We start from the raw sequence: 22,033 nt of genomic DNA, 5'->3' as shown, positions 1-22,033 counted from the left end.
CGACACAAAGCACCGCTTGCCTTTTCAAAAACTATAGATAATATCCCCGATCAAATGTCACCTAACGGGGTTTTATCTATAAAATGGAAAACGGCAAGAAAATCTGGACCCGGGAAGAGGCGCTCGCCCTGCATGACCAACCGCTGATGGACCTGCTGTTTCAGGCCCAGACCGTGCATCGGGCCAATTTCGACCCCAACAAGGTGCAGATGTCGCGCCTGCTGTCGATCAAGACCGGCGGCTGCGCCGAAGACTGCTCCTATTGCTCACAATCGGCCCGGAATGGCTCAAAACTCACCGCCTCCAAACTGATCGAGGTCGAGCGCGTCCTGTCCGAAGCCCGCAAGGCCAAAGAGGCCGGGGCCACGCGCTATTGCATGGGGGCGGCCTGGCGCGAACCCAAAGAACGCGACATGGACCAGCTCATCGCCATGGTCGAAGGCGTCAAGGCCATTGGCATGGAAAGCTGCATGACGCTGGGGATGCTCGACGATACGCAGGTCATTCGCCTGAAAAATGCAGGCCTGGATTACTACAACCACAATGTCGACACCTCGGAACGGTTTTACCCCGAGGTGATCACCACCCGCACCTATGCGGACCGGATCGACACGCTCAATCGGGTGCGCGAAGCGGGGATCAAGGTCTGCTCTGGTGGCATCCTTGGCATGGGCGAGGAAGGACAGGACCGGGTTGATATGCTGGTGACCCTGGCCAACCTCGAAGAGGCCCCCGACAGCGTGCCGATCAACATGCTGATGCCGCAGGAAAACACCCCGCTGGCAGACCTGAAACCGATTGATCCGATCGCTTTTGTCCGCGTCATCGCCACCGCCCGCATCATGATGCCGCTCTCACATGTGCGCCTGTCCGCAGGCCGCAGCGACATGACGGATGAGATGCAGGCAATGTGTTTCTTCGCCGGGGCCAACTCGATCTTCTGTGGCGACACGCTGCTGACCGCGGACAACCCCGAAGACGACAAGGACATGGCGCTGTTTGCCCGGCTCGGCCTTAAACCGATGGTCGCGGCCGACCATATGGATTGCGAAAAGAAGAAAGCCGCACAGCAGCAGCCCCCGATCCCCAACCTGCGCCCTTTTGGGGCCAGCACCGCCCCGGTTGAGGCCGCTGAATGAGCGTCACCGCCCGCCTGTCCGGCGCACTTGACGCCCTGTCCACGCGCCATCGCAGGCGGGAGCTCATCCCGCGCGCGGGGCTGGATTTTGCCTCGAATGACTATCTTGGTCTGGCCGGGTCAGAGCTTTTGCAGGCGGCGGCGCGGGACGCATTGTCGCGCAATGTGCCCCTGGGGTCGGGCGGATCCCGGCTTTTGCGGGGCAACCACGCAGAGCATCAGGCGCTTGAGGAGGAGGCCGCGCTGTTTTTCGGCGCCGAGGCCGCGCTTTTCATGGGCGGGGGGTTTCAGGCCAATCAGGCGATTTTCTCCACCCTTCCCGCGCACGGCGACCTGATCTTGCATGACGCGCTGGTCCACGCGTCGGCCCATGAAGGGATGCGGCTGGGCCGGGCGGCGGCGCGCGCATTTGCCCATAATGACCTGTCTTCAGCCCGCAGCACACTGGCCCGATGGCGCGCAGAGGGCGGGGCGAAGCGGGAGCGCGCTCAGGTCTGGATTGCGGTGGAATCGGTCTATTCGATGGAAGGCGACGTGGCCCCGCTGAAGGAGCTGGCCCGGTTCGCCGCTGAGGAAAACGCGGTTCTCGTGGTGGATGAGGCCCATGCCACCGGTGTGTTCGGGGCGCGCGGTGAAGGGCTTGCCCATGGGGCGGCGGGGCATCTTGGCGATCACCTGCTCACGCTGCATACCTGTGGCAAGGGGCTGGGGGTTTCCGGCGGGCTGATCTGTGGCGCGCGCGTCATGATCGACACGCTGGTCAACCGCGCGCGGCCCTTCATCTTTGCCACGGCCCCTTCGCCTTTTGATGCGGCCCTTGTGCGGGCGGTGCTGGCCGGACTGGCCGAACACCCCACCCGCGTATTGGCCACACAGGCCCGGATCCGCCATGCCCATGACGAAGCCGCACGAGTGCTGGCCCTGCCTGACCTCTCAAGCCAGATCATCCCGGTGGTGCTGGGGACCGATCAGGCGGCAATGCAGGCGGCGCAGGATCTGCAAAATCTGGGGTTCGACATTCGTGCCATCCGTCCGCCCACCGTTGCGCGGGGCACCGCACGGCTGCGTGTCTCAATCACCGGGAATGTGACCCGTCCGCAGATCACGCAGTTGATGGAGGCCATCGCCGCCACCTGCCCCAAGGCACATCCTCACCCCTCAATGGAGCCCCTCGCATGAAACCGCTTGTCGTGACCGGAACCGATACCGGGGTCGGGAAATCCATCGTCGCAGCCGGGCTGACCGCAGCCCTTGGCGCGGCTTATTGGAAGCCGGTGCAATCCGGGTTGGAGGACGAAACCGACAGCGCGCTGGTGGCCCGTCTGACCGGCGTCACCCCGCTGCCCGAAACCTATCGCCTGCCCCTTCCGGCCTCGCCGCACCTGTCCGCCGAAGCGGCCGGGGTCGAGATCGACCTTGCAGAGCTGGCCCTGCCCGAGATCGACGGGCCTTTGGTGGTGGAGGGCGCGGGCGGCGTGATGGTGCCGCTGACACGCCGGCATTTCTACCTCGACCTGTTTGCCCGCTGGCAGGCGCCGATTGTGCTGGTCGCACGCACCCAGCTGGGCACGATCAACCATACCACCCTGTCGCTGCGCGCCCTGCGCGGGGCGGGGTGCCACGTGGTTGGCGTGATTTTCAACGGCCCGCCAGAACCCGAGGTCGAACAGACCATTTCCGAGATGAATTCCGTCACCCATCTTGGCCGCCTCGCCCCCCTGGACGAGATCACACCCGACACATTGCACAGGGGCTTTGCCGCGATCGACATGCCCACCATCCGGAGCGCGCTATGAAAGACACACTTTCGCCCCGCGCCTTTGACGCCACCCATCTGTGGCACCCCTATACCAACGTGGCCGATCCCGGCCCGATGCATCTGATCACCGGGGCAGAAGGCATCTGGCTGACCCGGGACGATGGCGGGCAGATGATCGACGCCATGTCCTCGTGGTGGTGCACCATTCACGGCCACCGCCACAAGCAGATCACCGCGGCGATGAAAGCGCAGATCGACACGCTGCCACATGTGATGTTCGGCGGCCTCACCCATGACCCGGCGATTGAGCTGGGCCGCAAGCTGGTGGGGCTTCTCCCGGACGGGCTGGACCGGATCTTCTATTGCGACAGCGGGTCCGTGGCGGTGGAAGTGGCCATGAAAATGGCGGTGCAATACCAGATCGCCACCGGCCACAGGGACAAGGTGGAATTTGCGACCATCCGCGGCGGCTATCATGGGGATACCTGGAAGGCGATGAGCGTCTGCGATCCGGTGAACGGGATGCATGGCCTCTTTCACGGCGCGCTGCAGATCCAGCATTTCCTGCCCCGCCCCGCCGTGACCATTGATCAGGACTGGAGCGACGACCCGGTGACAAACGGCCTCGCGGCCCTGTCAAAACTGCTGATCGACAAGGGCGACCGCATCGCAGCCCTGATTGTCGAACCGGTGGTGCAGGGCGCTGGCGGAATGTATTTTTACCACCCGCACTACCTGAAAGAGGCAAAAGCCCTCTGTGCTGCCCATGACGTGCTGCTGATTTTTGATGAGATTGCCACCGGCTTTGGCCGCACCGGCGCGCTGTTTGCCGCCGAGATGGCCGACACGACGCCGGACATCCTGTGCCTCGGAAAGGCCCTGACCGGCGGGCATATCTCTTTTGCCGCCACCGTGACCACACAGGACATCGCCTATGGCATCGGCCGATCAGAGGCGGGCGTGTTCATGCATGGGCCGACCTATATGGGCAACCCCCTTGCCTGTGCGGCCGGGGTGGCTAGCCTGTCGCTGATCGAAACCGGTGCGTGGAAGGCACAAACCGCCGCAATAGAGACACAGATGAAGGCGGAACTCGCCCCTGCCCGCAGCCTGCCCGGCGTGCGGGACGTGCGGGTTCTGGGGGCAATTGGAGTGATCGAAATGCACACTCCGGTTGACCCGCGCGTGGCCCATGCGGCCGCCCCCCGCACCGGGGTCTGGCTGCGGCCCTTTGCCCATAACATCTATACCATGCCGCCCTTCATCATCCCCCCCGACGACCTGTCGCGTGTGACCGCCGCCATGGTCGAGCTTGCAAGGGGGCACGGATGAACGCCCGCTGGCTGACCCGAACCGGCGCCCCCGCGCTGATTATCCTTTTTGGGGGATGGGCGCTTGGACCCGAGCCATTTGCGCCACTCACCGGGGGGCAGGCCAGAGATCAAGCCAGAGATCAAGCCGGGGATCAAACAGGGGATCAGGATCTGCTGTTTGTCGATGATTACCGCTGTCTTGACCTGCCCCCGCCCGACCGCACGGCCTATGAAACCGTCACTGTTCTGGCCTATTCCTTCGGGGTCGCTTCGGCATTGCACTGGCTTGATCAGACCGGCTTTTCCCCGGATCACCTTGTTGCCGTGAACGGCACCCCCTGCCCCGCCGATCCGCAAAAGGGCATCCGGCCAGAGGTGGTCCGCGCCACTGCCGACGGGTTGACCGAGGCAAGCTTTGCCCGGTTTTGCCGCCGCGCCGGGATGACCGCCCCGCCACAAATCGACATCGCCCCCCGGCGGGACGAGCTGCGCGCAATCCTTGCACGGGGCAATGCCAGACCACGGCATTTCGACAGGATCTGGATCTCGGCCCAGGACCGGATCATCCCCAGCGCCGCCCAACGCCAGGCCTGGGCTGCGCAGACAGATCAGATCCGAGAGATCAACGCCCCACATATGCCGTTTGCCCCCGGCCAAACCTGGCAGGGCTGGCTGTCATGAATGCGCTCCCCTCCCCTTCGGTGCCCCCCTCCGCCCGCGTCGGGCGCAGCTTTGCCCGCAATTTCCAGACCTATCACGCCAATGCCCGCCTGCAGGCCGCCATTGCAAAGCTTCTGGCCCGCCGGTTGCAGCACCATGGCGCACCGTCCCATTTTGCCAGCGGGTTCGAGTTTGGCTGCGGCACCGGGCATTTGACCGGGGCGCTCCGCGCGCGGTTCACCTTTGGAGAGCTGACCCTGAACGATCTGGTGCCTGAGGCGGCCAAGGTGGCGCGCGCCCATGGGGCCGCGTTCCACCCCGGAGACATCCGTCGCACCCCCTGGCCGGACAGGCCCACCCTGATCGCCTCGGCCTCGACCCTGCAATGGATGCGGGATCCGGCGGCACTGGTGGCGCGGGCGGCGGACCAGCTTGCCCCCGGTGGCTGGCTGGCGCTGTCCGGGTTCGGACCACAGCAATATCGCGAACTGTCCGCATTGGGGTCGGCGGCGGGCGCACCGGGCCTGTGCCACCCCGAAACACTTGCCAGCCCCCTAGAAGGGTTCAGGATCCATGAAGCACGCGGGCGCTGTCACAGGCTTTGGTTCACCTCTGCGCAGGAGGTGTTGCGTCATTTGCGGGCAACCGGTGTGAACGGGGCGGCCCGCGCGGTCTGGACCCGGGCGCGTCTGCGCGACTTCTGTGACGGGTATCGGGCCCGGTTCGAGCAGGATGGGCAGGTCTCGCTGACCTATCACCCGGTCTGGCTGATTGCGCAGAAACCGGCGGTGTGAAGAGGGGCGCGCAGGGGCGGAGCCTGCAAGCAAAAACTTTAAACTTCGCCTCTGCGGCGGTCAGAAACTTTAAACTTTGGCATTTTGACCCGTGTGAAACTTTAAAGTTTCACACCGGCCGGATATTCAGCCCCGCGCCGGCCCACGCCCCTCACAGCACATCAAGAGAGGTCTTGACCCGATCCATCACCACCGCCGTTTTGAACCGGTTGATATTGCTCTCCTCAAAGAAATAATCCTGGGTGAAGGCCTCGTATTCCTTGATATCCTTCACCGTGAGGATCAGCACGAAATCCCCCTCGCCGGTGGTATAATAACATTGCTGCACAGCGGGGGCATGGCGCATCTTGCGTTTGAACGCATCCAGCGAGGCGCGGTTCTCACGCTCCATCATCACCTCAACGATAATGGTCATTTCACGACCAAGTTTTGCGGGCGACAGCACGGCGATCTCCTTTTCGATCACACCGCTGGCGCGCAGTTTCTGGAGCCGCTTCTGCACCGCGGGTGGTGACAGACCGACATCCTGTCCAATCGCCTCTGCGGTCATGCGCGCATTTCCCTGCACAAGGCGCAGGATCGCCAGGTCCTTCTCATCCATTCTGATTTCCATCACAGTTTTGCCAATTTGGTCTGAATTTTATCGCATATTGCCGAAATTGATACGCCATACCTCGTCTATTTTGCGGAATTCTAAACCTACCACAGCACGAGGACCCCCACGAGGACCCCATGGACGACTTCCATCGCCGCCTGACCGCTTTGCGACACGACCTTCACCGGCACCCCGAACTGGGTTTTGAGGAAACCCGGACCAGGCAGGTGATTGCCGACCACCTTCGCGCCTTGGGGATCGAGGTGGAGGAAGGTGTTGGGGTCGTTGGTATTTTGCGCGCGGGGCGGGGCAACCGGGCGATTGGTCTGCGCGCTGATATGGACGCGTTGCCAATCCACGAAACCACGCAACATGACCATGTTTCGACCACACCGGGGAAAATGCATGCCTGCGGCCATGACGGCCATGTCACCATGCTGCTGGGGGCCGCCGAGCGACTGGCCCGGACCCCGGATTTCGACGGCACGGTGGTGTTCCTCTTCCAACCGAACGAGGAGCACGGGCTGGGCGCCAAAGCGATGATCGACGACGGCCTGCTGACCCGTCACCCGATTGACGAGGTCTATGCCATCCACAATCTTCCCGGCGCGCCACTGGGTCAGATCTCATCCCGGACCGGTCAGATCTGCGCCAGCGAAAGCCTGTTTGAAATCACCCTCCAGGGTCAGGGCGGTCATGCCTCGATGCCCCATACCGGCGTGGACGCAATCACGGTCGGGGCGGAACTGGTGCTTGCCTTGCAGACCATCGTGTCGCGCAAACTGGCACCCGGCGCCGGTGCCGTGGTCTCGGTGACCGAGTTTCTGACCGACGGGCAGCGCAACGTCTTGCCCGGACGGGCCGTTTTGAAAGGCGATGTGCGCGCCCGCCTCCCCGAAGACCGCGAGGCGGTGGCGGGGTTTATGCATCAGATTGCACAGGGCGTTGCCGCCACACATGGCGTCACGGTGAACGTGCAGTTCAACACCGAATTCATTGAAACCCTTAATGCCGAAGCCCCGACACAGGCGGTCTACCGCGCGGGCGAGGCCGCGGGCTGTGATGTGGTTCGCAACCGCCCCCCAATGAGCTTTTCCGAGGATTTTGCCCATTTCTCCGCCGCCGTTCCGGGATGTTTCCTGCTCCTGGGCAATGGCGAAGAGGGGCCGCATGGCCAGCCGCTGCACGCCAGCGATTACGACTTCAACGACGCTCTGCTGCCCATTGGGTCAGAGTTCTGGGTGCAGCTGGTCCGCGACCGTCTGCCCCCCCGCACAGACTGAAAGGACACCTGATGCACAGCGCCTTCTCGACGGCATCCCTCCTCCACACCAAGGGCAATCCGCAGCCCGCCAAGGCGGCTTTTTCCGTTCTGTCAGAACAGGATTTCGCCGCAAGCTGGGCCGAGATCACCGCCTGGCCGGGCTATGCTCCGACCCCGCTGATCTCACTTGCCGGGCTTGCGCGCGAAATCAATGTGGGTGCAATCCACTATAAACACGAAGGGCCGCGGTTCGGGTTGGGCAGTTTCAAGGCGCTTGGCGGGTCTTACGCCGCCTTGCGGGTGCTGGCACGTGAACTGTCCGCCCGGCTGGGACAGGAAATCACCCCCGCTGATATCCGCACGGGCCGTTATGCCGACGAGGTGAAAGACATCACTCTGGTTTCTGCCACTGATGGCAATCACGGCCGGTCGCTGGCCTGGGGGTGTCAGACCGTGGGCGCCCCCTGTCGCATCTATATCCATGCCGAGGTCAGCGAAGGGCGCGCCGAAGCCATGCGCGCGCTGGGGGCGGACGTGGTCCGCATCACGGGCGATTACGACGAAAGCGTCCTGCTGGCCAAATCCGAAGCCGACGAAAACGGCTGGTTCGTGGTCTCGGACACTTCGTGGGAAGGGTATACCGAACCGCCCCGCGATGTGATGGCAGGGTATGGCGTGATGACGCGCGAGCTCTGCGAGGCCCTCGATCAGGCCCCGACCCATGTGTTTTTACAAGGGGGGGTGGGCGGGCTGGCCGCCTCGGTCGCAGCCGGATTGCGGCAGTATTGGGGGCAGGACGCGCCACGCGTGGTGATCGTCGAACCCGAACTGGCGGCCTGCCTGTTTGACAGCGCCAGGGCGGGCAAGGCCACCAATTTTGCCATTCAGCACGAAACCATCATGGCCGGACTGTCCTGTGGGGAACCTTCGGAAATGGCATGGGACATCCTTACGGAGGAGGCCAGTGACTTCCTGACCATTCCCGACAGCATTGTCGCACCAACCGTGCGTCTTCTGGCGCGGCCCGAATTTGGGGATGAGGCGATCGAGGCCGGGGAAAGCGCCGTGGCGGGGCTTGCCGCCCTGATTGCAGCCCGACAGGATCCATCCCTGTCCGACACACTTGGGCTGGACGCCCATTCGCGGGTGTTGTTTATCGGCTCAGAAGGGGTGACCGACCCGGATATTTTTGCAGCCATCATGGACGGGCAGGACAATGTCTGATGAATTGACCCGCGGCTTTCCTGAACAGGAGTTTGCCACCCGCACCGCAGCAGCGCAGGCGCGCATGGCGGAAACCGGACTGGCGGGGATGTTGCTGCTAAGCGAAGCAGAGCTGCGTTATTTCAGCGGGTTTCACACGCTATTTTGGCAAAGCCCGACCCGCCCGTGGTTCCTGTTTGTGCCCCTTGAGGGCAAACCGATTGCAATCATCCCCGAAATCGGGGCCGCCCTGATGCGCCAGACCTGGGTTGAGGACATTCGCACATGGGCCGCCCCTGCCCCGGACGATGATGGGATCAGCCTGCTGACCGACCTTCTGTCGCCCCTTGCCGCACGGGGCGCAACCATTGGTGTGATGAAGGGCCACGAAACCGCCCTGCGCATGCCGCTTGGCGATTACGAGCGGCTGATGGCGCAGCTCCCCGGTCTGCATATCGCCGATTGCACGGCGGTTGTGCGCGGGCTTCGCATGGTCAAATCCGAACGCGAGATTGAAAAGCTCACCCGGATCTGTGCCATCGGTTCACACACATTCGCTGAGGTGCCCATACTGGCCCATGAGGGGCAGGCCTTTGAGGACACGTTCCGCACCTTTCGCCGCGAAGCCCTTTTGCAGGGCGCGGATGATGTGCCCTATCTGGTCGGTGGGGCCGATCAGGGGGGCTATCATGACGTGATTTCCCCCCCGTCCCGTCGCCCGCTGCAAAAAGGGGACATCATGATGCTGGATACCGGAATGACCTGGGACGGGTATTTCTGCGATTTTGACCGCAACTGGGCAATTGGTCAGGCGGATGATGCGTCACGCCGCGCCTATGATGTTTTGTGGCGGGCCACCGAAGCCGGGATGGAGGCGGCCCGGCCCGGAGCCACCTGCGCAGAGCTGTTCCACGCGATGCAGCGGGTCATTTCCGAACTGGATCAGGGCGGTGCCTCGGATGGCGATGTCGGTCGGTTGGGTCATGGGCTGGGAATGCAGCTGACCGAATGGCCCTCTCACGTGGCCTGGGACCAGACGGTGATCAAAGAAAACATGGTGCTGACGCTGGAACCCTCGCTGAGCTATGGCGATGGCCGTATCATGGTGCATGAAGAAAACATCGTGGTGCGGGCGGAGGGGGCCGAGCTGATCTCTCACCGCGCGGCCCCGGAATTGCCGGTGATCTCATGAAACTTCCCTTTGAAACCGACATGGGCATTGGCACCCAAGCCACCCTTGGCACCGTGGTCTTGGAAACGGATGAGACGCTGGAGCCGGAATTTGCCCGGATGGTGCCCCGCCCCGGTGTGGCGCTTTACCATACCCGCATTCCGATGGTGGCAGAGATCGCCCCGGACACATTGGCGAAAATGGAGGCAGACCTGCCCGCTGTGGTCCGGCTTCTGCCCCCGTCCCTGACATTTGATGTGATCGGCTATGGCTGCACCTCTGCCGCCACCGTGATCGGATCAGAACAGGTGGCAAAAGCCATCCAAACCGTGTTTCCCGGTGTTTTGGTCACGGACCCCCTTGCCGCCCTGATCGCCGCCGGGCGGAAAATCGGGGCAAGACGGCTTGGGTTTCTGACACCCTATGTGGCCAATGTCTCCACCCGGATGCGCGACAGATTGCAGGATGCCGGGTTTGAAATCGCGGGGTTCGGCTCTTTCGAAGAAGGGCGCGACCCGGTGGTGGCCCGGATCAGCGAGGCCTCCATCCTGAACGCGGCGGTCACGGTTGCCAGAGCGCAGCCCTGTGACGCGATCGTCATCTCCTGCACCAACCTGCGCTGCCTCGATATTCTGGACGAGATCGAGGCCCGCACCGGGGTGACGGCGCTTTCCAGCAATCAGGCCCTGGCCTGGCACATGCTGCGACTGGCCGGCGTGCAGGACCCCCAGATCGGGGCGGGCCGACTGTTTCGAGAGTTCTGAGCGGGGTCACATCTCGGCCTGTTTCATCCGCGCAATCAGGTTGGTTTTCAGCACAAACTGGTGAAACAGCGCCGCCGCCACATGAAGGACCGACAGGATCAGAAGCGGCGCTTTCAGCACGTCATGGGCAAAAGCCGCCTGTTCAACACTGCCGAACCAGGCCAGCGCACCGGTGACCGGCATCAGGATCATCAACACATAAAGCGTCCAATGGGTCAGATGGGCGGCGGCTTGCAGAAGGGCATGTTCCTGTTCAGGCGGCTTCGGCGCCCCTCGCGTCAGGCGCAGCGACAGACGCCAGATCACAAGCAGCAGCACCAACCCGCCACCGGCAACATGTGCCAGGATAAGCGGATTGAACACCACTTCGCCCCCCTTGAGATAGGTATCCCAAGCCTGTTCGATCGGTTCCTTCAGTAGATACTGCGCCGCAATCAGGGCTGCCACAATCCAATGCAGCCGGATCTGGGCGAGCGAATAACCTTTCGGCTGTGCCATGATGTCCTCGTGTCATTATCAGGCCCCGGGGCTCCGGGCCTTTCTGAGTGTGAAACGGGCAGCAGCGCATTTTCCGTCGCAGCCTGCCCGACAAATTTCCAGCGCCTCAGCCCAGATCCCGACATTCCCCCAGTCCAATGCGTCAAAGGCACGTTTTGCCCTTGCCCTGCCGCGCACAGTAGCGTTCTCTTTCCCGGTTACCTCTGCTGCGGAGTCCCCATGTCACCGACACGTAAAATCAGAATTGGCCTGAATGGGTTTGGCCGGATCGGCCGCTCGATCCTGCGCATCCTGCTGGCAGGCCAGAACGAGTTTGAGGTCGTTTTCATCAACGATATCGAGCCGTTGGATACCTGTGCCTATCTGTTCAAATATGACAGCGTGTTCGGGCCCTGGACCGGCTCGGTCGAAACCGGGCCGGAAGCGCTGATTGTCAACGGCCAGAGGATCCCCTTTCATGCCCATCCCGACATCAGCGTGATGGGCCTGTCGGATGTGGATATCGTGTTCGAATGCACCGGCATGGCGGGCAAACGCGCCATGGCCGAGCGGGGTCTGGCAGCGGGGGCCTCTCGGGTGCTGATTTCCGGCCCCTCGGACGAGGCGGACGTGACCGTGGTTCTGGGTGCAAATGATGCGGATATTGCTGACCACAAGATCATCTCAAATGCCTCCTGCACCACCAATGCGCTGGCTCCGCTGCTGGCGGTGATCGACCGGGAGTGGGGGTTGATCGGTGGTCACATGACCACGGTGCATTGTTATACCGGAAGCCAGCCAACCGTGGACAAACCCCGCGCCAACCCGGCGCGTTCACGGGCCGCCGCCCTGTCAATGGTGCCCACCACCACCTCTGCACATCAGCTGGTGGGGAAAGTTCTGCCTGCGCTTGCCGGGAAAATTGAAGCCCGCGCCATCCGCGTGCCCACCGCCTCGGTCTCCTGCATTGACCTTGTGGTCGAAGTGGAACACGACATTCCCGAGGATCTGGCCCGCGCCCGGCTGAAGGAGATTGCCCAGTCCAGCGCGGTGCTGGGATGGACCGAAGAGCCGCTGGTTTCGTCAGATCTGCGGATGCGTCCGGAAAGCCTGGTGATTTCGGGACCTGAACTGTCGATCAGCCCTGGGGGGCTGCTGCGCGTCTTTGGCTGGTATGACAATGAATGGGGCTTTTCCAACCGAATGCTCGACATGGCGCGGCGGATGCGGCAGGGTATGGATTGTTGACAATCTATCAAACCATCGGGCGAGGATCCCATGACCGGCTATCTCACCACCCATGTTCTTGACACCGCGCGCGGCTGCCCCGCCGAGGGCATTTCCATCACCCTGTTTCGCCTTATCGGGGATGCGCGGGAAGACATTGCTCAGGCCGTAACCAATTCAGATGGGCGGACCGACACGCCGATCCTGCCGCCTGACAGGTTTCAAACGGGTCAATACGAGCTGGTTTTCTCTTGCGGGGCCTATCTGCGCAAATCCGGTCAGGTCGGCGACTGGACCGGCGATGATCTGTTGTTTCTTGATCAGGTGCCGATCCGTTTCGCCATGTCGCAAGAGGCACATTACCACGTGCCCCTACTGCTCTCCCCATACGGCTATTCCACCTATCGGGGCAGCTAAGCGTTTCCGGGCAGATCTGGAACACAGCTGCAACCGGAAACGCCTCATGTTCAGCTGCGCGACAACACGCTGGCGGGACGCGCCCGGAACAGGGCCTGTGTCAGCAAGCCCGCGATCACCGCTTTCACAATATCCCCCGGCACGAAGGGCGCCATGATCGTCGCGGACGCAACCAATCCTTTGCCCGTCACAAAGGCAAATCCAGCAATGCCAAACGCATAGACCACCACGATGCCGCCGATCATCGCCGCCAGCCCCGCGACCACAGCCAGATTGCCTGCGCGCATCTTTTCAACAATCAGACCGATGATAAATGCGCCGATCGGGAAGCCTACAAGAAACCCAGCGGTCGGTCCGGCGAACACTCCAAACCCGCCACGGCCACCGGCCAGAAGCGGCAAACCGATTGCCACAAGCAGCAAAAACAGCAGCACCGCCAGCGCACCGCGACGGGCGCCCAGCACCGTACCGCACAACATCACCCCAAGGCTTTGCGCCGTGATTGGCACCCCGAACCCCAGCGCAATCGGCGGGATCAGCCCCAGCGCGGCAATCAACGCCGCAAACAGCGCAATCAAAGTCACATTCCGTTCCATAACCCTCACTCCTTCAGGATCGTATTATTTATTTGTGTCTGACATCTGCATGGCCTGAAACCCACCCCTTGCGCGCAAGGCATCGGCCACATGATCCGCATCATCCAGCGCCTGCACCGTAAAAGGCAGCACGATACGCCAGCCGGGCCGGCGGGTCGAGCGCGCCTGCCACGCCATGCGCAACCCCTGCCCTTTCTCAACCAGAACCGGTGTGAAACGGATGACCAGAGCGATAGCGATTTCAAGCGCCTCCGCCCGCAGCCCAACCCGCCGCAACGGCCGGGTGATCCAGCGGATCACCGCAATGAAATCCGACAGGCGCGTGGTCATGGTAACAAGATTGGCCAGCCCGACCGCCGTCATCATCCGCAGAACGATCACACTGCCCGCCTCGTAATCTGCGGTGACCAGATGCCAGGCCGCCATCAGGGCCACAAACGGCCAGATCACCCGCACCGCGCGCCAGCCCGCTTTGGCAAACTCCACTCCGGGCAGCACATAGAGCACCACCATCAGGACAAAACCTGCCAGCTGCGGTGGAATCGTGCGCGCCGAGAAAAGGACGACAGTTGCGCCCCCCAAAAGCGCCAGCTTAACCCCGGCGGGCCAATCATGTGCGGGGGTCTTAATTGGCGAGGTCAGCGAGATCATTACTCTCTCCTTGCCGCGCCATTTCATCCAGATAGGCAGGCAGCAGAGTATCCGGTGCCCCCTGCCCCACCAAACGGCCCTGATCCAGCCAGATCACATCGTCATACCCGGTCAGGTCCTCTGGCGCATGGGTCACATGCAATATGTGGCCATCATAGCGGGCAAGACGCCGTGTCAACTGTGCCCGAATGGGCAGGTCCAGACCGGAAAAGGGTTCATCAAGGATCAACCATTTCGGCCGCATCGCCAGCACTGACATCAGGCACAAAAGTTGCTTTTGCCCCTGTGACAACTGACTGACATGAGCATCGCGCCAATGTGTCACCTGATAGTCTGCAAGCCATGTTAGAGCCTGTTTTTCCGCCGCCTCCCTCGTCTCTCCCATCTGGGTCAGACCAAAACACAGCTCTTCCAGAACCGTCGGGAAAATGATCTGGTGATCCGGGTTCTGAAACAGGATCCCAACAGCGGACAACGCCGCTTTGCGATTTTTGGAAGGAGAGATGCCGGCGACCCTGATTTCGCCCGTATCCGGGTCCAAAAGGCCGGCCACAAGGCGAGACAGCGTGGTTTTCCCGGACCCATTGCGCCCAACAACTCCCACGCGCCGCGCAGAGACCGACAGTGACACATCCGCCAGGATTGCCTTTCCATCGCGTGCATAAGATACGTCGTCAAACCGTATCCCGTTCATGGGCTGCTGCTGTTGCATGTGTTGCATCGGTCCCGAAAATCTCCCGGCCATCCACCGGATTCGTTCATTGGCAGGGTTTTACGCGCATCGCACCATAAATGCCGCAAGAAAATGCACCAACATCATTTGCGAGAAACCTGGGCCGTGCATAGATCCCCACCCCTCAATGAGATTGAGATCTTTTGAAATCAGTCTTGGTGAACCACTGGAAGGGTAGATCCGGGCAGGTTAGAGACTGTTTTCGACAGAATTCTCCCCAAGAACCACAAGCGACCCGGCGGCGGCCAAGGCATCCTCGCGATCATGGGTCACCATCAGAACGGGCAGGTTTTGCGACCTCGCCTGCTCAAACACAACTGCGCGGATCTGATGGCGCAAAGTTTCATCCAGCCCTGAGAACGGTTCATCCAGTAGAAGGGCCCGCGGTTGTGACAGCAGGACACGCATCAAAGCCACACGTGCGCGCTGCCCCCCCGATAGCGTCGCGGGATCGCGGTCCGCAAACCCTTCCAACCCAACTTGAGCCAAGGCGTGCTCGACCGTGGCCTTGCGCTGTTCACGCCCGCCCCCAGGCGCAAGGCCAAACGCCAAGTTCCCGCCAACCGACAGGTGCGGAAACAACAGGGCATCCTGGAAAAGGATCCCAATCCGGCGCAAATGAGGAGGTCTGTCGGTGATGTCCTCTCCGTTCAAAATGATCCTGCCGCGCAGATCAAAGGCCGGAGCCAGGGATCCGATCACGGCAGACAGAAGGGTCGATTTCCCGACCCCGGATGGCCCCATGAGCGTCAGCACCTCTCCGGGGCTGATATGCCGGTCCAATGATACCAACGGCGTTTGATTGTGAGTGATTTCGACCCTATTCAGGCTCAATCCCATGGATTTATCCTTCATGTCGCAACCCCAACCTATTGCGCCAGAGCAGCGCAGGGACCAATAATGCCAGAGCGAAGGGCGCAAGCGCCACCACGGTCTGCAACAAGGCAAACACGCCAATCGCGCGACGATCGCCCCCGGATGACAGGGCCAGAGCTTCTGTTGTCAGGGTTTCCACCCGGCCGCCGCCCATCAGAAGGGTTGGCAGATATTGCCCAACCGAAACCGCCACGCCAACCGCAAGCGCCGTCAGGACTGGTCCCAACAGCATTGGCAGGCGGATCTGCCAAAGCACCCGGTTCGCAGAAGCGCCGAGCGACGCTGCCACCAAAGCCTGCCGCTGATCCCATTGTCGCCACGGATCCTGAAGAGAAAGGCGCATATAAGGCAACACAAAGACCAGATGAGCCAGCAGCACCCCTGCCCTGCCCGTCTCGATCCCAAACGACAGCATCAAGGTCTGCAGGCCCGGCAGGAACGCGGTTTGCGGCACCAGAAGCGGCAGATACAGAAGCCACATCCCACGGCTGCTCAGACGTTTGCCCTGACGCTCTTCCGCTTCAAGGCATCCTATGGTCAGAAATAGACCCAAACTTACCACAATTCCCGCAATCAAAGCGGTTTCAAGCGTGGCATTCAGGCTGCCCGTGGCATGTCGTTGCCAACTGCGCAGGGTAAACTGGTCCGGCAACAGGTCAGGAAAGGTCCAAAACCCTGCAAATGACCAAACCAGCATTCCCAGCAGGCCCAGTATGAGCCACAGAACGACGCTGAACGCCAAGAACAGCCCTCCGCCCCGCGCGGCACCGTCCGCTTCAAACCGAACGCCACGCGCCACCAGACGGCCACAGAGGCCCGCCAATACCCGTTCCAGCCCCCACCATAGGGCGAGCCCCCCCAGAACCAGCCCAAATTGCAGCAACGCGCCTGCTGCGGCGCGCAATCTGAACACCAGATCGGGGTCCGACATCCAGCGCACAATCTGAACAGAAAGGGTGGACGGCGTGGAGGGCCCAAGGATAACCGCGACGTCAACCACCGACATGGACCATGCCAGCACGACCAGAACCGGCAGTCGAATCCTTTGATAAATGGCGGGGAACACAGCGATCAGCCAACCAGCGACACGCCCGTAGCCCAGAGATTGCGCCACAATCAGCCGCCGGCCTCCCCCAACCTGGCCCAATGCAGCAATGGACATCAGCAGCAAGAACGGAACCTCTTTCATCACCATTCCAGCGATCAGTGAGAGCCCCGCCGGGTCCTGCAGGATCAACAGATCCGGCGGTCGCTCCCACCCGGTCAGACCAGGTGAGAGCAGTCGAAACACCCAACCGGATGGCGCAATGAGGAACGCGAACCCAAAGGCTGCGGCCGCGTGCGGCACCGACAGTAATGGTGAGAGCGCGCGTTCAACCCAGGCAAACCATCGGGTGCCCGACCACCCCGCAAGGATCAGCGCCACAATGAGCAGTGACAAAGCGGCTGCCGCAAAACCGGTGGTCAGAGACAACCGAACCGATGCCCCCAACCCCGGCCAGGCCAACAGGTCCCGAAACGGCTCGAACGATGGTCCGACATAGCCGGCGGCGGGCAAATGGCCCAAAGCGGGTAGGACCACGCCATAGAGTCCCGCCAAAACCGGGCCAAGCAACACCAGAAGGGTCAAGCCTGGTAAGACAGACAATAGGCTGGCTCGGTTTGACATTCACACTCCCGACTGATGCAAATCAGTCCCTAAACAGGCGAATAGAGACGGTTTTACTGCGACACACCATACCGGGTTTGCCAGTCTTCCGAAATGCGCGTCATCCAGCTCGGATGAGGTTCAGCCTGCGCTTGCCCCAACTCTTCCGGCGACAAGGTCGCAATCCCCAGATCGAGGTCGGCAAACCGGGCTTTATCAGCCTCAGGCAGCGACGCAACATCCAGCACAGTGCCATATCCAAGCACATTCGGGTCCTGGGCACGGGCCTGTGCTTCTGGGCTCAGCAGGAAGTCGGCCAAGACCATGGCCCCTTCCTTGGATCCGGAATTATAGGGAATTGCCACGAAGGAGGCATTGCCAATGGTACCCTTTTGCAGGACGAACGTGCGAACCGTGTCAGGCAACTCATAGTTTGCAATGGCGGTTGACGCTGCACCCGGGCTGAAGGAAATCGCCAGATCCAGCTCTCCGTCATTGATCAGCTGGATTTGTCTGGTTCCGTTGGGAGGATACGCCCTGCCCTCGCGCCACAGAACCGGAGTGAGCTCTTCCAGATATGCCCAAAGCGGTTCGGTTACGTCGGCATAGGTTTCATCCGACACCGGTTGCGACAACAACGCAGGGTCTTTGATCAGGTCGACCAGCACCTGTTTGAGAAACGTGGTTCCCAGAAAATCAGGCGGTTGAGGATAGGTGAATCGACCCGGATGCGTTTTGGCCCACTCAAGGATCTGCTTGGCAGACGGCAAAGGCGCATCGATATCTGCGGTGTCATACATGAACACGACTTGCGCCATTGCCCAGGGGCTTTCATACCCCTCAACCGGAACGGTGAAATCGGTGCGTACGGTTTTGCCCTCAACGTCAACATACCGCCAGCCGGGAAGCTGTTCGGCAAAAGGCCCAAACAACAGGTTTGCTTCTTTCATCGAAGCAAAATTCGCACCATTGATCCAGATAAGATCAATCGCACCATCATCGTCCTTGCCCGCCTGTTTTTCCGCAAGCACCCGTGTCACCGCATCGGCCGTATCAGTCAACTTCACATGTTCAACCGTTACCCCATATGCTTCCTGCACCCGCTGACCTGCCCAGGCAATGAACGCATTGGTCGTTGGCGATCCGCCCCAGGCATTCCAATAGACAGTTTGCCCTTCAGCTTTTTGGAGCACGTCACTCCAGTTGCCCGGATCTGTGTCGGCCTGCGCAGAGAACGGGACCAACGCCCCGAAAACGGCTGCCTTCAACATTGTTTTGATCATGGTCTCTCCATCTTTCATATCTGGTCAGAACAGTTTGGACGCGCCAAATACGCGCAACCCGGCCGTGAGGAAGCAAAGGATACCGAACCCCCAGGCCAAAACCGGGAAAATTGCCGGGAAGAGGCAAAGAATAACAAAAAATGCAATAGTTTCAGTGCCTTCCAGAATTCCATTGGAGTAATAAAGCGTTTTCACACCTTGCGCACGCGTCTCCATGCCAGCTTTGGCCGCCAGAATGGCATATCCAAGGAAGCTGGCGCCATTGGCATAGAAGGACAAAAGCAGAAAGGCCCCTGCGGAAGCGTTGGTCGCGGGGTCCGCAAGGACAAATGCAAACGGAACAGCCCCGTAAAACACAAAGTCGCAAACGATATCGAGATAGCCTCCGAATGCGGTCGGCCCGCGAGTTCGAGCCACCGCACCGTCAAGCCCATCCGCCATTCGAGAAAGCAACACGAAGACAAGTGCAACAGAATAGATTTGCGCAACGATAAGGCTGGCAGCAATCAGCCCCAACCCAAGCCCAATCAGGGTCACCATGTTGGCAGAGATGCCCAACGCCGCCACGCCCTGCCCCATTGCATTCAACGGAGGATCAATCAGTTTTCGCATGACACGGTCGAGCATCAGTTTCTTGTTCATCTTGTTGGTTTCGGATCTCGTCACCATCCGGTCTAGGCGGAATAACGCCCCTGGTCCATTGCGCAAACGGAAACGTGAGAACTTGTTAAAACGGCAAGTCCGGTCCCGCCAATCTGGGATACAGGAAGGTTTCGCGGCGAAACCTCTTTCAGTCCGAGAGGAGTGCTGTGAGTTCAGCAGTCAGAGCCTCTACAATAGCTTCGTCCACACCAGCCCCTTCCAACCGCAGAAAAAATCCACTGGCATCTTTGCCGGATTTTATGACCACAGGCTCCCCACGGCGAAGCGCCTTGAACCGATCCTTGGCGGAAGTTGCTTTTCGTGAACTTTTCGGACGCCCCCCTCGGGTACTGTCTTTTGGACCTTCTTCCGCCGCTTCGATCACTGGCAACAGAGCTGACCATTCCTCCTCTGCAGAGTGCACCTCTCCATGGGCAAGGCACTCACGCAAGGCCTGAACATGTCCCATGCGCAGAGCACCCGCTAGGCGCAGCCCCTGCTTCTCCGTCAGCTCCGATGCAAACAACATCAGGTCACCCATCTCCTCAAAGACATGCGCAAACGAACGTACCTTCGATCGCTTTGCTTTGGACGCCGACGCAAACAAGGCAGACACTGCGCCCTCAACAGTCTCAAATGCGCCCTTTTGGGTCGAAATCACGGCGATTCTACCGCGCTCAAAGTGGCTCAGCTGTGAACGCACTTCGTTTTCTTCGACCATAGCGACGAATGCGTCCGGAACAGTCTCTATTGGCTTGATTAGAGCCTTAACTGTCTTGAATTGATCCCGCCCGGTTTCAGCAAGGAGGTCTTTGATCGCCAGGACACGCCTAAACCCGGAAACAACGCCAAAACGGTGAGGGTTGCTAGCGTCGTTCAACTCGTAAAGCTCGACGGGCAGTCGAAGCCCATTGGCCGAAATCGAGGTCTTCAGTTCCTCAAGTTCAACTGGGTCGATATTCACGCGATCCCTGATCATATCCTCAAGATCGATCTCACTCAGATCAACCTCTACCATGACAAGACCTCGCCCTCGGGCAACCCGAAGCTCATCAGCATCTGCGGCGTCTTTTGCGATTTTTTCCCGCGATGCCGTATCAAGAACGGGGCTTTGGCCAGCCGCGTCCGCCGCCACTTGGGCAATCGGCGCCATGGCACCTTTCATCGGGGTTTCGCGGCGAAACTCTTGCTCCAGCCTGTCCAGATCTGCTGCTGAAGGGGCTTGTAGTTTCCGTCGTTTTGCCATCTCAAACCTCCTCAGCATCATTCATTTGAAGATCTCGCCACCAGCACCCAAGGATCAGCTCCTTCACCTCGGCCCATGTGCGATCAAAGGTTTCCCGGCCCCGCACATATGTATCCCGATTAAACTCTCGATAATCAGCCTCATAAATCCCATTCACCTGCTCACCTGCTTGCCCGACCATGGCCGTGACTTCCTGGCGATAGGTGGTCATGAAATCCCCGAAATATGCCTGGATGACATTTGCCAGATCCGTCTGCTGAGCGGCGTCAAATCTGGTGATCAAGGCGCGGACCGCGTCCCATTCAAAGCGGACCTCCTCCAGCCCATGCTGACGTCGCATGGCATTTTCACCTTCTTCGATTGAGGCGAAGGTGGAATACAACATGTCAAAAAACCGGCCCGTAGAGTCGAATTCCAGAAAAGATGCGCCGAGCGGGATCAACAGAATATCGGCGGCCGCCAGGGCATTGATGGTCAGATATCCTAGGGCAGGGGGGGTATCCAGGATGATCAGGTCATATTGAGAGAGCAGATCTTCACTCTCCAGAAAACCCGTCAACGCGTCCCAAAGCGGCCAGGAGCGCAGTTGCATCCGCCAGACCGGCACCTGAAACTCAGCCCAATACAGGTTCAATTGGGCACCGATCAGATCGATATTTGGCCAATGGGTGTTTTGAATAACGCGCGTGGCGTCAAACTCCAGCGCCTCCTTGAGTGTCTCGTCAAGTGGCAGGGTAGGGTGCCCGGCAGCGGCACGCACCTTGTTCTCTTCTTCGAGGAACTGGGCATAGTGTTTTGCCATGAGCGGAAAAGCGGTTTGCCATTCATCCTCAACCTGACCGCCCATGATCGAGGTCATTGACCCCTGACTGTCAAGATCAATGACCAGAACCTTATACCCGTCCAGCGCTGCGGACATGGCCAGATGCGCCGCGGTTGAGGTCTTCCCAACACCGCCTTTGAAATTCGCAACCGCCAAAACCTTTGCGTCCAATCCCTCAGGACGCCAAGGGCGGTATTCACGTGTCGACACACCTTCTGCGGCGAAGTAATCGCGCAATGTCAGAACGTCGGATAATGTGAACCATTTTGAGCCACCATCACCTTCGCCTTGAGGGAGTGACGGGTTTTGTTTCAGAACTCTTCGAAAATGCGCGGGAGCCACGGGAATGAGGTATTTGCAAACTTCCCAGGTTGAAAACTTACGTAGCCGTTTGCGGCCATCCGGGGCATAGCCTCGCTTGGCCAGGTCATCACGACCACGGGCTGCAAAGCTGGCAGCTTTGGCAAATCTTGCGGTGTTGATTGGTTCGGAGAGTTTGCCTGCGGCCTCTTCTGGGTTAATGTTGAAATACGGAGGAGGAGGTGTTTGAGCTGCTCTAGCCATGGTTTTTCCCATATGTGCGCTTTTTCTGCATTTATTGCGTAAACCATATGACATGGCGGTTGCAATGAAAACATCCCATTGGAAAGGGAAGGGTTTCGTGACGAAACCATAAATAATGGCAACAACAATGCTTTATTTTTTTTAAGATATTTAGAATCTTTCGGATCGAAAACAAACCTTATTTCAAAC

Annotated in this window: 23 protein-coding genes; 12 read left to right on the top strand and 11 right to left on the bottom strand. The window is 60.3% G+C overall.

Going from position 1 to position 22,033, the window contains the following annotated elements; genetic code table 11:
• Nucleotides 1–83 precede the first annotated feature (83 nt).
• The 6 genes from bioB to K3J57_RS15895 are packed head-to-tail and all read left to right on the top strand — an operon-like array spanning nucleotide 84 to nucleotide 5,664.
• The gene (bioB, locus tag K3J57_RS15920; RefSeq protein ID WP_259797893.1) at nucleotides 84–1,139 is read left to right on the top strand and encodes a biotin synthase BioB; all 1,056 of its coding nucleotides are present in this window, start codon (nucleotides 84–86) and stop codon (nucleotides 1,137–1,139) included.
• A complete protein-coding gene (locus K3J57_RS15915) occupies nucleotides 1,136–2,317 on the top strand; it encodes an 8-amino-7-oxononanoate synthase (RefSeq protein ID WP_259797891.1) in 1,182 nt (393 codons plus the stop codon). Before bioB ends, K3J57_RS15915 begins: the two co-directional genes overlap by 4 nt.
• Nucleotides 2,314–2,934 carry a dethiobiotin synthase gene (gene bioD, locus K3J57_RS15910; RefSeq protein ID WP_259787204.1) on the top strand — a complete coding sequence of 207 codons (621 nt, stop codon included), beginning with the start codon at nucleotides 2,314–2,316 and terminating at the stop codon, nucleotides 2,932–2,934. The genes K3J57_RS15915 and bioD overlap by 4 nt, the downstream gene beginning before the upstream one ends.
• On the top strand, nucleotides 2,931–4,229 hold the full coding sequence (gene bioA, locus K3J57_RS15905) for an adenosylmethionine--8-amino-7-oxononanoate transaminase (protein ID WP_259797889.1): 1,299 nt from the start codon (nucleotides 2,931–2,933) through the stop codon (nucleotides 4,227–4,229). The genes bioD and bioA overlap by 4 nt, the downstream gene beginning before the upstream one ends.
• Nucleotides 4,226–4,891, top strand: coding sequence for a pimeloyl-ACP methyl esterase BioG family protein (locus K3J57_RS15900; protein WP_259795096.1), 666 nt, complete (start codon nucleotides 4,226–4,228; stop codon nucleotides 4,889–4,891). The genes bioA and K3J57_RS15900 overlap by 4 nt, the downstream gene beginning before the upstream one ends.
• Entirely contained in the window at nucleotides 4,888–5,664 is a 777-nt protein-coding gene (locus K3J57_RS15895; RefSeq protein ID WP_259795094.1) for a methyltransferase domain-containing protein, read from the top strand. Before K3J57_RS15900 ends, K3J57_RS15895 begins: the two co-directional genes overlap by 4 nt.
• 151 nt (nucleotides 5,665–5,815) lie before the next feature.
• Here the strand turns inward: K3J57_RS15895 and K3J57_RS15890 are convergent, their stop codons facing one another.
• Nucleotides 5,816–6,265 (bottom strand): Lrp/AsnC family transcriptional regulator, encoded by a 450-nt coding sequence (locus K3J57_RS15890; RefSeq protein WP_055191104.1) that lies wholly within the window; start codon nucleotides 6,263–6,265, stop codon nucleotides 5,816–5,818.
• A 131-nt stretch (nucleotides 6,266–6,396) separates the two neighbouring features.
• Here K3J57_RS15890 and K3J57_RS15885 point away from each other — a divergent pair, with 131 nt between their 5' ends.
• The 4 genes from K3J57_RS15885 to K3J57_RS15870 are packed head-to-tail and all read left to right on the top strand — an operon-like array spanning nucleotide 6,397 to nucleotide 10,661.
• Entirely contained in the window at nucleotides 6,397–7,542 is a 1,146-nt protein-coding gene (locus K3J57_RS15885; protein ID WP_259797887.1) for an amidohydrolase, read from the top strand.
• Between the two features lie 11 nt (nucleotides 7,543–7,553).
• Nucleotides 7,554–8,747, top strand: coding sequence for a diaminopropionate ammonia-lyase (locus K3J57_RS15880; RefSeq protein WP_259797886.1), 1,194 nt, complete (start codon nucleotides 7,554–7,556; stop codon nucleotides 8,745–8,747).
• A complete protein-coding gene (locus K3J57_RS15875; RefSeq protein ID WP_259795088.1) occupies nucleotides 8,740–9,918 on the top strand; it encodes a M24 family metallopeptidase in 1,179 nt (392 codons plus the stop codon). Before K3J57_RS15880 ends, K3J57_RS15875 begins: the two co-directional genes overlap by 8 nt.
• Entirely contained in the window at nucleotides 9,915–10,661 is a 747-nt protein-coding gene (locus tag K3J57_RS15870) for a maleate cis-trans isomerase family protein (RefSeq protein WP_259797885.1), read from the top strand. The genes K3J57_RS15875 and K3J57_RS15870 overlap by 4 nt, the downstream gene beginning before the upstream one ends.
• A gap of 6 nt (nucleotides 10,662–10,667) precedes the next feature.
• Here K3J57_RS15870 and K3J57_RS15865 read toward each other — a convergent pair whose 3' ends face one another.
• Nucleotides 10,668–11,159, bottom strand: coding sequence for a cytochrome b (locus K3J57_RS15865; protein ID WP_259795083.1), 492 nt, complete (start codon nucleotides 11,157–11,159; stop codon nucleotides 10,668–10,670).
• Nucleotides 11,160–11,378: 219 nt separating this feature from the next.
• Here K3J57_RS15865 and K3J57_RS15860 point away from each other — a divergent pair, with 219 nt between their 5' ends.
• Both K3J57_RS15860 and uraH read left to right on the top strand, forming a co-directional pair.
• Nucleotides 11,379–12,386 carry a type I glyceraldehyde-3-phosphate dehydrogenase gene (locus K3J57_RS15860; RefSeq protein ID WP_259797882.1) on the top strand — a complete coding sequence of 336 codons (1,008 nt, stop codon included), beginning with the start codon at nucleotides 11,379–11,381 and terminating at the stop codon, nucleotides 12,384–12,386.
• 30 nt (nucleotides 12,387–12,416) lie between these two features.
• Nucleotides 12,417–12,782 (top strand): hydroxyisourate hydrolase, encoded by a 366-nt coding sequence (gene uraH / locus K3J57_RS15855; protein ID WP_259795081.1) that lies wholly within the window; start codon nucleotides 12,417–12,419, stop codon nucleotides 12,780–12,782.
• Nucleotides 12,783–12,832: 50 nt separating this feature from the next.
• On the opposite strand, the gene K3J57_RS15850 is transcribed toward uraH, so the two are convergent.
• The 9 genes from K3J57_RS15850 to K3J57_RS15810 all read right to left on the bottom strand — a co-directional run bounded on the left by K3J57_RS15850 (nucleotide 12,833) and on the right by K3J57_RS15810 (nucleotide 21,844).
• A complete protein-coding gene (locus K3J57_RS15850) occupies nucleotides 12,833–13,378 on the bottom strand; it encodes a biotin transporter BioY (protein WP_259797880.1) in 546 nt (181 codons plus the stop codon).
• Nucleotides 13,379–13,402: 24 nt separating this feature from the next.
• Nucleotides 13,403–14,029: an energy-coupling factor transporter transmembrane component T family protein gene (locus tag K3J57_RS15845; protein ID WP_259797878.1), complete on the bottom strand. Its 627-nt coding sequence runs from the start codon at nucleotides 14,027–14,029 to the stop codon at nucleotides 13,403–13,405.
• Nucleotides 14,004–14,741: an energy-coupling factor ABC transporter ATP-binding protein gene (locus K3J57_RS15840; RefSeq protein WP_259797877.1), complete on the bottom strand. Its 738-nt coding sequence runs from the start codon at nucleotides 14,739–14,741 to the stop codon at nucleotides 14,004–14,006. The genes K3J57_RS15845 and K3J57_RS15840 overlap by 26 nt, the downstream gene beginning before the upstream one ends.
• A gap of 210 nt (nucleotides 14,742–14,951) precedes the next feature.
• Nucleotides 14,952–15,602: an ATP-binding cassette domain-containing protein gene (locus K3J57_RS15835; RefSeq protein WP_259795076.1), complete on the bottom strand. Its 651-nt coding sequence runs from the start codon at nucleotides 15,600–15,602 to the stop codon at nucleotides 14,952–14,954.
• A 4-nt stretch (nucleotides 15,603–15,606) separates the two neighbouring features.
• Complete coding sequence (locus K3J57_RS15830) at nucleotides 15,607–17,307, bottom strand: ABC transporter permease (protein WP_259797875.1); 1,701 nt, start codon at nucleotides 17,305–17,307, stop codon at nucleotides 15,607–15,609.
• 53 nt (nucleotides 17,308–17,360) lie between these two features.
• Nucleotides 17,361–18,557 carry an ABC transporter substrate-binding protein gene (locus K3J57_RS15825; protein WP_375542853.1) on the bottom strand — a complete coding sequence of 399 codons (1,197 nt, stop codon included), beginning with the start codon at nucleotides 18,555–18,557 and terminating at the stop codon, nucleotides 17,361–17,363.
• Nucleotides 18,558–18,593: 36 nt separating this feature from the next.
• Nucleotides 18,594–19,196 carry a CDP-alcohol phosphatidyltransferase family protein gene (locus tag K3J57_RS15820; protein WP_259787299.1) on the bottom strand — a complete coding sequence of 201 codons (603 nt, stop codon included), beginning with the start codon at nucleotides 19,194–19,196 and terminating at the stop codon, nucleotides 18,594–18,596.
• A gap of 163 nt (nucleotides 19,197–19,359) precedes the next feature.
• Nucleotides 19,360–20,457: a ParB/RepB/Spo0J family partition protein gene (locus tag K3J57_RS15815; protein WP_259795069.1), complete on the bottom strand. Its 1,098-nt coding sequence runs from the start codon at nucleotides 20,455–20,457 to the stop codon at nucleotides 19,360–19,362.
• Nucleotide 20,458: 1 nt separating this feature from the next.
• Nucleotides 20,459–21,844 carry an AAA family ATPase gene (locus K3J57_RS15810; protein ID WP_254450064.1) on the bottom strand — a complete coding sequence of 462 codons (1,386 nt, stop codon included), beginning with the start codon at nucleotides 21,842–21,844 and terminating at the stop codon, nucleotides 20,459–20,461.
• Between the last annotated feature and the right edge of the window lie 189 nt (nucleotides 21,845–22,033).

Origin of the sequence: Aliiroseovarius crassostreae, assembly GCF_025137635.1 — a bacterium.
Taxonomy (GTDB): domain Bacteria; phylum Pseudomonadota; class Alphaproteobacteria; order Rhodobacterales; family Rhodobacteraceae; genus Aliiroseovarius; species Aliiroseovarius crassostreae.
Note: the sequence above shows the minus strand (reverse complement) of the source record. Positions and strands in the feature narration are given on the sequence as shown.

Bases quoted from the DNA above. Each gene is read 5' to 3' on its own strand.
- bioB (WP_259797893.1), top strand. From the start codon at position 84: ATGGAAAACGGCAAGAAAATCTGGACCCGGGAAGAGGCGCTCGCCCTG.
- K3J57_RS15915 (WP_259797891.1), top strand. From the start codon at position 1,136: ATGAGCGTCACCGCCCGCCTGTCCGGCGCACTTGACGCCCTGTCCACG.
- bioD (WP_259787204.1), top strand. From the start codon at position 2,314: ATGAAACCGCTTGTCGTGACCGGAACCGATACCGGGGTCGGGAAATCC.
- bioA (WP_259797889.1), top strand. From the start codon at position 2,931: ATGAAAGACACACTTTCGCCCCGCGCCTTTGACGCCACCCATCTGTGG.
- K3J57_RS15900 (WP_259795096.1), top strand. From the start codon at position 4,226: ATGAACGCCCGCTGGCTGACCCGAACCGGCGCCCCCGCGCTGATTATC.
- K3J57_RS15895 (WP_259795094.1), top strand. From the start codon at position 4,888: ATGAATGCGCTCCCCTCCCCTTCGGTGCCCCCCTCCGCCCGCGTCGGG.
- K3J57_RS15890 (WP_055191104.1), bottom strand. From the start codon at position 6,265: ATGGATGAGAAGGACCTGGCGATCCTGCGCCTTGTGCAGGGAAATGCG.
- K3J57_RS15885 (WP_259797887.1), top strand. From the start codon at position 6,397: ATGGACGACTTCCATCGCCGCCTGACCGCTTTGCGACACGACCTTCAC.
- K3J57_RS15880 (WP_259797886.1), top strand. From the start codon at position 7,554: ATGCACAGCGCCTTCTCGACGGCATCCCTCCTCCACACCAAGGGCAAT.
- K3J57_RS15875 (WP_259795088.1), top strand. From the start codon at position 8,740: ATGTCTGATGAATTGACCCGCGGCTTTCCTGAACAGGAGTTTGCCACC.
- K3J57_RS15870 (WP_259797885.1), top strand. From the start codon at position 9,915: ATGAAACTTCCCTTTGAAACCGACATGGGCATTGGCACCCAAGCCACC.
- K3J57_RS15865 (WP_259795083.1), bottom strand. From the start codon at position 11,159: ATGGCACAGCCGAAAGGTTATTCGCTCGCCCAGATCCGGCTGCATTGG.
- K3J57_RS15860 (WP_259797882.1), top strand. From the start codon at position 11,379: ATGTCACCGACACGTAAAATCAGAATTGGCCTGAATGGGTTTGGCCGG.
- uraH (WP_259795081.1), top strand. From the start codon at position 12,417: ATGACCGGCTATCTCACCACCCATGTTCTTGACACCGCGCGCGGCTGC.
- K3J57_RS15850 (WP_259797880.1), bottom strand. From the start codon at position 13,378: ATGGAACGGAATGTGACTTTGATTGCGCTGTTTGCGGCGTTGATTGCC.
- K3J57_RS15845 (WP_259797878.1), bottom strand. From the start codon at position 14,029: ATGATCTCGCTGACCTCGCCAATTAAGACCCCCGCACATGATTGGCCC.
- K3J57_RS15840 (WP_259797877.1), bottom strand. From the start codon at position 14,741: ATGCAACAGCAGCAGCCCATGAACGGGATACGGTTTGACGACGTATCT.
- K3J57_RS15835 (WP_259795076.1), bottom strand. From the start codon at position 15,602: ATGGGATTGAGCCTGAATAGGGTCGAAATCACTCACAATCAAACGCCG.
- K3J57_RS15830 (WP_259797875.1), bottom strand. From the start codon at position 17,307: ATGTCAAACCGAGCCAGCCTATTGTCTGTCTTACCAGGCTTGACCCTT.
- K3J57_RS15825 (WP_375542853.1), bottom strand. From the start codon at position 18,557: ATGTTGAAGGCAGCCGTTTTCGGGGCGTTGGTCCCGTTCTCTGCGCAG.
- K3J57_RS15820 (WP_259787299.1), bottom strand. From the start codon at position 19,196: ATGCTCGACCGTGTCATGCGAAAACTGATTGATCCTCCGTTGAATGCA.
- K3J57_RS15815 (WP_259795069.1), bottom strand. From the start codon at position 20,457: ATGGCAAAACGACGGAAACTACAAGCCCCTTCAGCAGCAGATCTGGAC.
- K3J57_RS15810 (WP_254450064.1), bottom strand. From the start codon at position 21,844: ATGGCTAGAGCAGCTCAAACACCTCCTCCTCCGTATTTCAACATTAAC.